Origin of the sequence: Brakhagea baltica, assembly GCF_052161605.1 — a bacterium.
Taxonomy (GTDB): Bacteria; Planctomycetota; Planctomycetia; order Pirellulales; family Pirellulaceae; genus JBKCUI01.
Map to the genome: position 1 here is coordinate 6,610,765 of NZ_CP197409.1, position 12,938 is coordinate 6,623,702.

The window sequence follows — 12,938 nt, forward strand, 5'->3', positions numbered from 1 at the left end:
ATCTTACATTGTGAATTATCCCCAATTAGCACTAATGTTAGTGGACTGTCATTCGATCAAGAGGTAGAGAATGCGAATATTCGTGTTGGTAATCATCGCGGTGACTGTATTTACAGGTCGCATTAAGGCAGATGACGGGGCCAGATCAGCACTGCCGAACGATTACGGCTGGGATGGGAACGGACAGACGCAAACGACGTTTCAAGGAGCATCTTGCGATCTTGGCCCGTTTGGGAAATTCTCGGATCTTTTAGATTGCACTCCGTCGATCGTATTTGGACTTGATACGAGCTCTAACGAGAAGCGTAAGCCAAAACTCTTTGGCTCGGCAGAACTACTGATCCTTAAGTATCATCGAGCCGACGGTAATCGCTCAGGAAACTATAGCCTCGTACCCGTGGTTGATACCGACGATGTCGATTTTAGTTCCCAAGCCGCCCCGAGAATGACGCTTGGATACCTGTTCGACTCTGGTATCGGGTTTCGTACTCGCTTCTTTCAATACGATGCAGATGCACCCGCCGTGTTTTTCGATTCCGTTGACGCATCGGCGAACATTAAGACGTTTACCATAGACATGGAACTCTTTGATCGAATTCGGCTGGGAAATCGTTGGGCGATGGAGCTAAGCGGCGGTATTCGCTACAACGAGTTCAAGGAGACGATGGAAAACTACCTGCCCATCGCTCCGATTCGAGAGAACATCTTTCGAGGCTTCGGCGGCGTGGCGGGTATCGAAGTCCAGCGAGCACTAGGTTCCAACGCTGCTTTGTATCTTCGCGGTCGAGGCTCTATTTCCACCGGTGACAAGATGGTCAACAACGGTCTCGATGGCGAGCCGAACGAAGCCGTTATTTTGACCAATAGCATCTTTGGAATAACCGAGTTTGGGGGTGGATTACAGTACTCGCAAAGCTTATTCAAGAACCGAGCCGTCATGGCCCTCCGCGGAGGTTACGAGTGGCAGATGTGGCACAACTATAGTTCCGCTTTCTCCACCATAACGAGTACTCCGAACAATCTTGCTCTAGCCCCAACATTCGCGGGCCCAAGCGACGTTGGCTTTCACGGTTTCACCCTTGGTCTCGAGATGACCTACTAATCATCATACGCCGAACCGATGATACCCGAGGCGATAGCAAACACGAACGAGTTCTACCATTTAAGATCGATCTTGTTGGGCCATGGCGTACCCTTTGCCTTTGAGCGATCAGCCCGTTTTCGAGACGGCGAACTATCCGATCAACGCTGTTTGTTTACGATACCATTAGTCGATTTGGAAGATTGGTTACCCCGACAAGTTCTCTCGGTATGCAATAGCTGGAACGCACCACCTCAGGTGATCGAAACCATCTCGAGATACTTGAGTCGCGCGGAGCATGTTCATTTCGGGCTTGAGATCCAACCAGACTCAGTGACGACCAAGTGTTATCTGGAAGCGAACTTAGACCTGCGATTCTTGGGCTTTAAATGGACTAGCAGCGATACTAGTCGTCCCGCGATTCTCAGTCGCTATCGAGTCTTGAGGGGCGTTCCATTAGATCGCTTTCAAAACCTTTGTGAACGTCTCGTCAGTAGCAACCAATTGTTCGCCATGATGTCCTTGTTCAAGAGTTTATTGACATCCGAAGAAGAGCTGAATCTGTTAGAGATTAGCGATGAGTCCACGGATCGTTGTTCGTATGATATCAACTGCTATGACTGTGAGAAAAGAGTTGGGGACTGCGAAGCGTTGATGAATTCGATTATGTCTAGTTTCGGGATAGATCAATCGCAACGAAAGCGTTGGCTATTCGAAGTATCGAAACACATGATTGGAAACATAGGTATCGGAGCGGATAGAAACCAACGTCCTTTCGTAACCATCTATCACAAACCATCCAGTAGCGGCACGCTATAAATCGTTTAACCGCACGGGCAACGCCCAACGCCGTAGCGGATTTTTAGGCTGCTTGGCTGAGCTCTGCATATCTGTGTTTTTGCTCCGTTGTTGCGTAGGTGAGGACCGGTTTCGTCGCGCTTGGTTTTTTCTTCTTGTTGGGTCGGTAGCGTCCCTGTTTTGATCCCTTACGAATGTAACCATCCAATACGGCGTTGCTCAGTTCGTCGTTGAACGGAGTGAGGCTCGCTGATTTCGAGTGTCTTGTGAACAATGCGAAACGCACTGCTTTAAGTGCTCGAGCTATACTTGTGTGTTCCGGAGGAATGTCTAGCTTCACTTGCTCGCGAATGGCAATCAACTGAACCATCGTTAATGCGATGAGTGACCAGTCTAGTTCCACCAGACAGTTGTCGGAATTGAGACTTCGGAGCGTTCCCCGTTCGAAGGTTTGCTTCGTGGCTCGGAAGTGCAGTTCAATCCCCCAACGAAGTGGATATAGCTGTCGAATCATTTTCATAGACAACTGTCGTTCGTTTAAAACGTTAGTCACCAAGTACATGGTACCTCGACCATCATGGATGGTGATCAAACGCAACGCGATAGCTGGCTGATTGCGTTTCATCGCCTCGCGTGGCCAAACCCACACCATGTCCCTTCTACCACTGATCTTCGCAAGTTTTTTAAGCAGTCGGACATTACCGCCAACTCTGAGCAAGAAGCTATTGCCGGAATTGATGATCGCACTCCACAACTCGTACCCAACAAATCCCGCATCACAGCAAAACAGTGTATTTTCTGGGAAATTCATAGATTTCAGCATGTCCATCATGTGATGTCTTTCACTGGAATTGGATGCGCCTTTTTTCCAGCACCACGGTAATTTAAGACCCATATGCCAAATCAACGTAAGCCAAATTTGCGGTTTAAGTGTGGCAAGTTTCTTACTTCGCTTGTTCTTGTTCTTCCAATGCTGACGCGACTTCGCAGCACGCCCCTTACCATAGTTCTTGGCAGAAAAGGCGTGTTCATTGCCACGTGATCGACGCGTCGAGAATCGTGAACCATCTACCGCCAGTGGGCACCAGCGACCAATACGAAAGCATGCTGGTGCGGTTTGTTCCATGAGTGTCTGTAGTCGACTCCACAATCTTGAAACTAATTCCTTGTGATTACTGACAAGAGCTCGCATCATTCCTTGATACGTATGGATGGCCAAAGATCCAAAGAAATCTAACGCGACCGACTTAGCTTTCTTAAATGCTTCGGTCAATTGCTTTCCCTCACATACAGAAGCTAACACTACCAGTCCGACAAAATGAACAGGATTCCAGCGGCTATTTCCATGGCGTTGCATGCCCTGGAACATCTCTGGTACAAGAATCCATTCTAGACTATCCTTAAGTAGGTTGACTTGGTCGGTCTGATTGCGACCAACCTCTTCCGTCGAGTTAGAAGCAGAACTGCGATCCACTGACGATTTTCGAACACCAATTGACATAGCTGGACTCCTTTCAAGCTGATGTGTTGTCAGATTGATTAATGGGGGGGTCCAGCTTTTCTCATTTATGCATTCTCAAGAAAACCCCAGTTTTTCCAGAAAAAAAATCCGCTACGGCGTTGGGCAACGCCCTGCGATAAGCGTTCTAACCCGGTCCGGCTCAGCGCTAACCAGACCACCATCCCCTGCTAGATGCTACTATGGGCTGCCCCTGAAAGCGTCAGCGCAGAGCCCAATCGTTTAACCGCACGGGCAACGCCCTGCGGTGAGCTCTCTAGCCCAGTTCGGATCAGCGCAAACCAGACTGCCATCCCTTGCTAGATGCGACTATGGCCCGCCCTGGCGACCCAGCGCAGGGCGATGCCCATGCGGTGAAACCATCCATCTTTCCTCAGAGCGTGCCACCCAGGGACGGAATGCTGGTGGAAACTGCACGCGTCCAGGATCTCAAAGCCCCGGTGAAGAGAGGGCTCAACAATTTTGTCGCGTTTCAGTCTCTTCCCAAGTGGATCCATTGCAAATGCTCTTCGTGTATCGGCAATCGATTAACCAGTTCCCGATTCTGCTTGTCAATCACACCCAGGACTTGCAGGATCTGAGGCGAGGGTTTTGCTAACGAGACAGCCGAGACACCGTGAGGCAGGCGTCCGTTTCCAGTCAATAGATGGTAGTAGCTCGTTTCCGTAAAACCATCTGCGAGTAGCGGTCCGAGACGCCCCACCTCTGCATAAGTTGTGAGTCGATCTGCTAACGCTTTGGACGGCTGTGTATTTCGGGCATCATTCCAAAACAATGTGTCAGTCCGGTTGCTTGCTAAATAGTGTAGATGGACAAAGTCAGCGATCTCGTCATACAAAGAGCCCATCAAGTGGTTGTACACGGCTGCATGGGCTGAACGCTTCGCTGAACCGGGGAAGTTATCGATGAACCACTCGATTCCGACTTGTGTCAGATGCAAGCCTGTTGATTCGAGAGGTTCGATAAACCCAGCAGCCAATCCTACCGCCAGTACGTTACCGCGCCAGAAATTCGACTGACGTCCGATTCGCATCTGCAAGTAACGAGGTTCTGCGGCATGAGCCCCTTCCGCACCCAGAGACTGGCGTAGTTCCTCCCAAGCTGCTTCGTCGGATTGGTACCGCCCACTGTAGACGTATCCAGAACCAACGCGACTTGCCAAAGGAATTCGCCATCGCCAGCCTGCTGATAGTGCTCTCGATTCGGTAAACGAGCTTGCACTGCCCTGTGGTGGTGTAGTCGTCACGACAGCGCGATCGCAGAGTAGTCGGCTCGACCAATCCAAGAACGGATCTTTGAGTGTCTTCGACATTAACAGCGACTGGAAGCCGCTGCAATCGAGGAAAAAATCTCCCTCGACTATTGAGGCTCCGTCGACAACGAGTTTTTCAATCACGTCATCTTCGGATAAAACAACATCAGTTACTCGTCCAGTTACCTCTTTGGTTCCATACTTCAAAGCTTCTTCACGAAGCCACTCCGCTAGACCGGTGGCAGAGAGGTGAAAGGCATAAGACCTCGTTTGGGTAATCGGAGACATTCCCGAGATTAGATGCGGCCCCTTCGAAGCGAGGGCCGCTGCTAAGTGTATAGAATAGCTGGTGTAGGAACGTTCTAGTCGATGCTTATTTCGCTGAACCCACCAGTCGTGAAACAAATCTGCTTCGTCGATGCGAGCACCACACACACCGAACGGATGCCACCACTCATGCCCTGGTGAATACCAGTCATTAAATCGAATACCTAGCTTATAGGTAGCATGGCAACGACGCATCCAATCGAATTCATCGATCTGAAACCAATCCAGAAGTCTGAGAATAGATGGAATGGTTGCTTCCCCAACACCGATTCCCTCGTCCCCCGGCGGGCGAACAACGGTGACACGGCATTCACTGGGCAGTGCCCGAGCCAGCATGGCCGCAGCCATCCAACCAGTAGAACCGCCTCCTACGATCACCAAACGCCGCACCGAATCGCGAGCTTCTTGCAAGTTGTTGTTTGTTTCGAAATACATTATTTTGTGGATAGGCTGGGTACCGTTACGACTGGTCCCTTTTTCTGCGTTTTAGGCAATTACCGTTTGCTTAAAGAGCTCGATCGCTGGGGGAGATGAGGCGTAATTCCCGATCGACTTCACGGTGGATTCGCCATTTCATCCAAACCCATTCTACAAAGCTGGCCGATTCGATCTCTCGTTCGTATTTTGCAGCTACGTTGGCTCGAATCTGTTGGCACTTTTCCTGGAATTCGGGCGATTCGATCGTTCTGCTAACGCTGTCGGGAAGGATCGGAAGGCTGCTCGGTATGTCGATTTGGCGTTCGGAGGTAGGCATATGGAAAAAATTCTTGGCTAGGTGGGAATCAGATCAGGTAATGCACCTAGCAGGACTCGGAGAGGTTGGTTAACCTAGGGGAACTGCTCTGGCTGATTGTAGCAGAACCGCACGCCCTGACTCTCCCGTGATTTTTGCGATGAAACGATTTTTTCTAGCCTGTTTGCTTGCTTCTTTGCCTGCATCCCTCGAGTTTACCGTGCCAGCGATCGCTCAAGAAGCGGGTGTGGAAGCCTCGGTATTGGGAATTAGCAAGGTGAAACCTGAGTCGGGTCCCTTTGTGGAATACAACGGCATCTACATGGTCCCCTACGTCCACGAAATCGAGCGAACTAGCATTAAGTTTGAGATGATTCCCGTTCCAGGAGGAGAGGTCGTCGTAGGATCTCCTGACAGTGAAGAAGGAAGAGCGGACGACGAGGGACCACAGTTCACCGTCAGTTTGCCTCCTTACTGGGTCGCGAAGACGGAGTTGACCTGGGGAGAGTACAAGACCTTTATGCGAATGTACGATGTCTTTAAACGTCTTGCAGGCGATGGCATCCGAACGGTCAACGACGAGAACCGAGCCGATGCGATTACAGTCCCGACACCGCTCTATGACCCAGCGCACACTTTCGAGTATGGCGAGGACAGGTATCAACCTGCCGTAACCATGACGCAATACGCCGCCAAGCAGTACACGAAGTGGTTGAGTGGAATGACGGGAATCGAGTACCGATTACCGACGGAAGCCGAATGGGAGCATGCAGCCAGAGCCGGTGCCAAAACAGCTTATTGCTTTGGTGATGATCCATCGGAATTAGAGAAGTATGCAACGTTCGAAGACAATGCTGGTGAAGGTGCGGATAAAGTTGGTTCTAAGCTTCCCAATGCCTTTGGATTGCATGACATGCATGGCAATGTCTGGGAATGGGTAATTGATCAGTACGACGCGTCGGGTTTCGGTGATCGTGGTGGCAAGAAACTATCTTGGAAGGACGGTACAGCTTGGCCCACCGAACAAGACTCACGTTGCGTTAAAGGTGGCGGCTGGCAGGACTCTGCGGATCGCCTAAGAGCCGCGGCAAGGATGGGATCGGCTGACGAGGATTGGAAGGAAAGCGATCCTAACATCCCCCTAAGCCCCTGGTGGTTCACGACCGATCCAGCTCGGATGGTTGGCATGAGGTTGGTTCGTTCGGCAGAGCCACTAACGCCTGAGCTTAAAAAGCTATTCTGGGATATCGATAATGACACAACACAAGAAGATGTGGCATTTCGATTGAAGGAAGGTCGTGGTGCTATTGGTCTGCCTGTTCCAGATCTTATCCAAGAATTTCAACGCCGCGTGCGCTAGGCGAGTCAGGTATGGCTCAATGGAAAGACTGGATGCAGTTGGTGCGTGCGCCGAATACTCTAACGGCATGCGCGGATTCTATCGCAGGCTTCAGCTTCGTCGTTGGTCCTTGGTTTGGCCAGACTGAAGTTTATCTACCTGTCGTTTTAGTTTCGTTGGCTTCGATTTCCATGTACTGGGCGGGCATGGTGATCAACGACGTTAACGATGTTGAAAGAGATAAGTCACAACGTCGACTAGGTCCGCTCGTTTCCGAACGCATCTCGGTCGCGCAAGCAACGAGTGTGGGCTGGATTCTTCTGGGAGCGGGCTTGATCTTTGCGGCGTTTGCCGGATTGTTTACGTCGATAGGTACAACGGACTCGCCGGGCTGGATGATGCATATGCTGCCTCCGTTAGGTGTCGCGGCGTTGTTGATGCTCGCGATTCTGGCTTATGACAGTCGGCTCAAGCAGACCATCTTGGGGCCGTGGCTGATGGGGGCTTGTCGCTCTTTGAACTTGGCATTGGGAATGGCGGTGGGGGCTGTGGTCATGGCTCTTGATCGAGAGATGGTGACGTTGCTCTCGCCGGGTGGTTGGTTGCTTCTGGCTGGACACGGTTTATTTGTGGTGGGGCTGACTTTGGCAGCCCGTAAGGAATCGATGTTAATACAATCACGTGCTCGATTGGCATCTTGCTGGGGGGTGAGTTTTGCTGGTCTGGGTTGTATCGCGGCGGCTGCTAACTTCGTTTCGCCAGAGTTGTATCAAAGGTTAGGAGCCAGGGATTGGTATCCCATGTTGATATTGCTGCTGTCGATTCCTTGGGGGCTAAGGGTTCTGAATTCGATCAAGTATCCGAACGTATCGAGTTTGGTGCCAGCCATTAAACAGTCGATTTTGACGATCCTTTTCCTGGATGCCGCGATTGCCTTGCAGTTCGCAGGAACAGGGCCTGGAGTTCTAATTTGCTTGTTTGCCATCCCAACCTTTTTGATGGGGCGTTATTTCCGGATGACGTGATACCGAGAGCAGGCTTTCACAAAGGACAGCACCTTAGGCGAGCGGCAGAAAAACTACCGAATTCACGCTGGCTGGTTCGTAAGCGAATCCTGCTGGCTCGTCCAGCGGATCGTTAGGTTTGCAGCTAGCAAGGCAAGTCCTGATATTTAGGGCCGGAAACGTAACTATCTCCTACTTGAGTTGCGATAAAATTCCAACTGCCTAACGCCTTGCAACAACTTTGCAAGTCTTACGCGGCGACAGAGTCCTTTTCAGCGTGCTCTAGGTGGGATTGGGTGAGGACGCCTCTATCCATCGTGTAGATTTCATCAGCAACTTTGAGGAGGGCTTCCCGGTGCGTGATAATGATGATGGTCAGCTGACCTTTCATCTTTTCGAGTGTCTCTCGGATTTGAATTTCGCTAGCCATATCGATTTGGCTCGTCGATTCATCGAGGATCAGGATCTCGGGTTTCCGCAGGATCGCTCGTGCTAGCGCAATTCGTTGTCTTTGCCCGCCGCTCAGTTTCTGTCCAGATTGCCCGACGACGGTATCGTAACCATCCGAGAGAGAGTCGGTAATAAATTCATGTGCATGAGCCAAAATCGCTGCCTTTTCAATTTCGCTTCTCGAGGCGTCTGGAGAACCGTAGCGAATGTTCTCCGACACTGACTGATTGAAAAGTTCAGTTGACTGGCTCACGTAGGCTACTCGACGCCGCAGGTCTTGAAGATCAAGCTCTCGTATGTCGACCCCACCTAGCCGAACTCGACCTGCATGCGGTTCATAGAACCTACCAATGAATTGAACCAACGTTGACTTTCCGCTCCCATTGGGTCCCAAGATAACGATGGTTTTGCCAAAGGGAACCGACAGGTTGACATCATTAAGAACGGGAAACTCTTCATGAAACGAAAAAGAAAGTCCCTCGATACTCAAGTCGTTTTGGCTGCTATCGAGTGACTTAGGGTTCTCAGGCGATTCGATCAACGACTTAGAATCAAGAATTCCATAGATCATATTGGCCGACATAACGGCGGTATAGAAAACAATGGACAGCCCCGATAGTTTCCTTAATGGATCGCTCGCGCCGATGAGAAAACCAAAGAACATCAGTAGGTCTGTGATTGTAAGAGGGGTGTCTCGGATCTGTAGTCCGAGTATATGGGTTTGTTGATTGACCACCAAGTAAGCACCTCCGCATACAGCAATAGCGACCATTCCTACCCCAATTAACTCAGCAACAGGCTTCCCCAAGCCTGAAACTAGAATCATCTTCAGACCTAATCGTTGCATGTCTTTGGTGCAAGAGGAAAAGACTTTCTCCTCTTTAGACTCCATCGTGTAATTTTGAATCGTTGAGACGTTGTTGAGGGATTCCAGTAGTATCTCGTGAAATCGAACGTTTTTTCCAAGCATGGAGCTAGCAACTTTTCGTAACGAACGACTTACGATCACGACGACCACAATGAGTAATGGTGCTAGAACGGCTGAGAGTAGCAACAGTCGGAAGGAAATGAAGGAGGCAAAAACAAGGCAAGCAAGCACTCTCAACGGTTCGCGAATGGCCAGTCCAAAGACAGCCATTAATCCAGCGGATAGTCGATCTGTCTTTGAGGTGACCGAAGCTAAAAGGGTACTAGCGCCATGTTTATGATAGGAAAGTCTGTCGAGTTCGAGGGCTTTGTGAAAGAGTCGCTGCCGAAGATTGCGAACCATGGATGACGATGCATATCCGAGCAGCATGTCACTTGCTAGCATTAACAAGTGTTTTACGAGTGTGCTCACGACAAGGATGCCCATGATGAAACAGATCGTTTGGAACGGATCTGTTGGAAAGATCCTCTTGGCCCACGACAGAGCCCACGAACGAAGCTCCGAAGCCGCTTGGGATTGCTTGCGTTGGCGGTCTAGAGACTTTCGCAGCGGAGAATCTGCTGGGTGCAAAAGGGAGCCGTCATCGTTGATCGCGGCTAACTTATTGTCAACTTCCTGGACCTGCTCGTCGTGGTGCTCGACGCTTTTTTCCAACCATCGTTGAATCGACTCTCCATGAAGAGTCATTTCGATTACAGGGTAGAGAGCTCCAATATTCGAGCCCCACAAGACGGCAATACCAATAGAGCAAAGCGTTGCAGCCACAATCGTAGGCAGAAAATTCAGTGATTCACGGAGTGCTCTGCAAAAATTCTTCATTCAGTGACTCAGTTTGTATACTTGGAAAATAACCCACGATGCCCTAATAGCAAATTCAAAGGATCACGCAAATAGAGAAATAGAATTCTGGTCAACCTAACTGGAAAACGATCAGAAAGAATGACGCAACCACAGTCGAGTGCAGTCAGCCCTGGCGGGTCTTAAGAGAGCATTGAGGTAGCCAATTAAGCCACTGCAATTCCCGCGTTCGGGGAAGTGCGTTCCGGAGCGTCATTCAGATTGCCCGCTACCTCAAGAAGCTGTTCTGCGGATTCTCGCCAGCTTGTTAGCGTAAGCGGGATGATACCGTTGGCAGATTTTGCATCCGATGAAAACTGTTTCTCAAAATCCAATACCTTTTTTGCTAGCGAATCGTTGTCGTTAAGGCAGAAGTAATCGCAATGTTCCTGCCCCACCTCACGATGTATGGGAATGTCGCTTGCCCAAGTTGGAATTCCGCAAAGCAACGACTCAACGATCGGCAGACCAAAACCTTCTGTTACAGAGGGGAGGATTGAAACGCTGGATTGCTGATAAGCGAATTGAACGTCGGTGTCCGTCGCATCGTGCACGACAAATAATCGTTTTCCCTTTTCGGGATGATTGTTTAGTCGGTCAAGAATATCATCGCACAACCATCCCATTCTACCTATGAAGCACAATGATGATTTGGATCCTTTGCTCCAGGCTTTCTCAAAGGCATCAAGGACAAATGCATGGTTTTTTCTCGGATCGAAAGTAGAAACCATCAAGTGAACAGGATGAGTACGGTGATGAGGGAATGCTGCTTTCAAGATCGGATGCGTCGATGATTTACGGGAAAGGGAGGAGGCCTCCTTTGAAAAATCGCAGCCCAAGCGAAATGATGAGATCTTTTTTGTGTACACAGAATCTTCGTCTCCATAGTAGGGACGTAAAAATTTGTCCGTCCCATCGCGGATTTCTTTCTCGACTGTCTTTGATATGGCTACGATACCTGAGGTGCTTTTCATGAGCTGACGAAAATACTCTCGAAAGTCGCTGCTTCTACTCTCCCCGACGAACTTCGGATGAGTAAGTGGGATCAAGTCGTAAGCGATAGCAACAACGAAGGCCCCATTGGCTTTTGCCGCGTTTCCCGCTCTCAGTGCTTGCATTTCTGTCCAGTATGCGTCTGGCATAAGGACTAGATCACCCACGGTTGCGTCGGCAAGGAATTCTGATTTTTGGGCTTTGTAGCGAAGTCTGCGTTCCCAAATTTCCGCAGGCAGGCGAAAAATTCCCAGGTGCCCTTTCTGTGGCTGCAAGGCTCGAACCACTTTGCGATGTGGAAAAACCCTACAGGTCGCGTTAGCCACAGATCGGAAACGGTTTGACGTGTGCTCCCATGGTGATTTTTTCCAATTCACGAATCGTTCGAATGAGGTCGTGGTCTCTAAAGTTACACGGTAGAATTTTCCTCGGACGCTGATGACGGGAAGAAATTCAATACCTCGCTCTGAGCAGATATCTGAAAGCTGACGATTTAGGTTCGTGACCACGCGCTCCACCCCTGACATTTTCTCTGAGCTAAGGGTGTAGGAAATATCGAATAGTACTCTGCGAAGTCCCTTTTGCATTGTCAGGCTCCCGGCACTTTTAAGAAAATTGGTTCTGTGGTTCACGGTTCCAGCACGCCTACTAATAATCGATTCGGAATATCGTGTTGTAGTGTAAATGCAAGTTCGAATCAACATCGACGCGGTGGCATTGATAGCATTTTTTCAGCTTGTAATCCGCAAAAAAGTGCTCACTGGCCAAGAATGGTATTGCAACATTCTTGCTGAATTGCCTAAAGTTTTCGCCCAGGGGTGTTATCTCTCTAAAATGCGAATCGTCTCTAATTGATCAAGGAAGAGTGTGGGAAAAATGGGTTCTCAAACGTTTGTGTCTAAGTGGAGGCGATCGATCGCGAAAAGACTTCCTGGCTACCAACCACCAACGGCTCCAGGAAACTCCTCGGTGGGGGCTATTCCAGAAGTGCCGTTCTTGGTCCCCTCTGCGACTTTCGAAGAGATTTTCCCGGGTGGCGATCATGCCGAAGTTACCATGTTGCCGCGGTTGATACGAAGTCACAAGTGGGCGATGCCAGAGCACGAATTGCTGACATTGGGTGCTCTTACGAAGGTGCTACAGCCCAAGATGGTTGTAGAGTTTGGGACCTTTATGGGCGGATCGACACTCTCTATGGTCGCCAACATGCCAGCAGAGGGAAGAATCATAACAATTGATTTGGACCCTCGAGCCCGAAAGACGCATGTTCATGGGATGGGGGTTGGGCTCTCCGAGTTTGATGTGGGATGTTTGTTTCGTGGGACGCGATACGAGGATCGGATCGAACAGCGCTTTGCGAATTTAGTGCAGTTTGAGGACGATGGATTGACTGGGAAAGCGGATTTCGTGTTTGTGGATGCGGATCACACTTATGAATTCGTTAAGCGTGACACACAGAGAGCCCTTCGGTTCCTAAAGCCGGGAGGAAGTATTCTTTGGCATGATTACACTTGGGAGCCAAAGAATTCTGAGTGCGTCGGAGTTACCAAAGCAGTTAATGAGTTTTGGGAGGAACACGGTAGTTGTAGCCAGATAGCAGGTACTCGATTCGTTGTTTTTACCCCCTCTTTAGCATCGAAGAGTAAACTAACCGGCGCTGCTTAATGGAAAAGCCTC

General features: G+C 49.9%; 10 protein-coding genes. 5 read left to right on the top strand and 5 right to left on the bottom strand.

Going from position 1 to position 12,938, the window contains the following annotated elements; all coding sequences use genetic code 11:
- Positions 1-70 precede the first annotated feature (70 nt).
- Together SH449x_RS25630 and SH449x_RS25635 are read left to right on the top strand one after the other, a co-directional pair.
- Entirely contained in the window at positions 71-1,102 is a 1,032-nt protein-coding gene (locus SH449x_RS25630) for an Lpg1974 family pore-forming outer membrane protein (protein ID WP_482378924.1), read from the top strand.
- Positions 1,103-1,120: 18 nt separating this feature from the next.
- Positions 1,121-1,900, top strand: coding sequence for a hypothetical protein (locus tag SH449x_RS25635; RefSeq protein WP_482378925.1), 780 nt, complete (start codon positions 1,121-1,123; stop codon positions 1,898-1,900).
- Positions 1,901-1,943: 43 nt separating this feature from the next.
- Here the strand turns inward: SH449x_RS25635 and SH449x_RS25640 are convergent, their stop codons facing one another.
- From SH449x_RS25640 to SH449x_RS25650, 3 genes are all read right to left on the bottom strand, one after another.
- Entirely contained in the window at positions 1,944-3,380 is a 1,437-nt protein-coding gene (locus SH449x_RS25640; RefSeq protein WP_482377353.1) for a transposase, read from the bottom strand.
- A 490-nt stretch (positions 3,381-3,870) separates the two neighbouring features.
- Positions 3,871-5,412, bottom strand: coding sequence for a tryptophan halogenase family protein (locus tag SH449x_RS25645; RefSeq protein WP_482378926.1), 1,542 nt, complete (start codon positions 5,410-5,412; stop codon positions 3,871-3,873).
- A gap of 70 nt (positions 5,413-5,482) precedes the next feature.
- Positions 5,483-5,731, bottom strand: coding sequence for a hypothetical protein (locus SH449x_RS25650; RefSeq protein ID WP_482378927.1), 249 nt, complete (start codon positions 5,729-5,731; stop codon positions 5,483-5,485).
- A gap of 139 nt (positions 5,732-5,870) precedes the next feature.
- Here SH449x_RS25650 and SH449x_RS25655 point away from each other — a divergent pair, with 139 nt between their 5' ends.
- Together SH449x_RS25655 and SH449x_RS25660 are read left to right on the top strand one after the other, a co-directional pair.
- Positions 5,871-7,070: a formylglycine-generating enzyme family protein gene (locus SH449x_RS25655; RefSeq protein WP_482378928.1), complete on the top strand. Its 1,200-nt coding sequence runs from the start codon at positions 5,871-5,873 to the stop codon at positions 7,068-7,070.
- A gap of 11 nt (positions 7,071-7,081) precedes the next feature.
- Positions 7,082-8,074 (top strand): UbiA family prenyltransferase, encoded by a 993-nt coding sequence (locus SH449x_RS25660; protein ID WP_482378929.1) that lies wholly within the window; start codon positions 7,082-7,084, stop codon positions 8,072-8,074.
- 229 nt (positions 8,075-8,303) lie between these two features.
- On the opposite strand, the gene SH449x_RS25665 is transcribed toward SH449x_RS25660, so the two are convergent.
- Both SH449x_RS25665 and SH449x_RS25670 read right to left on the bottom strand, forming a co-directional pair.
- The gene (locus SH449x_RS25665) at positions 8,304-10,250 is read right to left on the bottom strand and encodes an ABC transporter ATP-binding protein (protein ID WP_482378930.1); all 1,947 of its coding nucleotides are present in this window, start codon (positions 10,248-10,250) and stop codon (positions 8,304-8,306) included.
- 185 nt (positions 10,251-10,435) lie between these two features.
- On the bottom strand, positions 10,436-11,848 hold the full coding sequence (locus SH449x_RS25670; protein ID WP_482378931.1) for a glycosyltransferase: 1,413 nt from the start codon (positions 11,846-11,848) through the stop codon (positions 10,436-10,438).
- Positions 11,849-12,137: 289 nt separating this feature from the next.
- On the opposite strand from SH449x_RS25670, the gene SH449x_RS25675 reads away from it, so the two are divergent.
- Positions 12,138-12,926 (top strand): O-methyltransferase, encoded by a 789-nt coding sequence (locus SH449x_RS25675; protein ID WP_482378932.1) that lies wholly within the window; start codon positions 12,138-12,140, stop codon positions 12,924-12,926.
- Positions 12,927-12,938 lie beyond the last annotated feature (12 nt).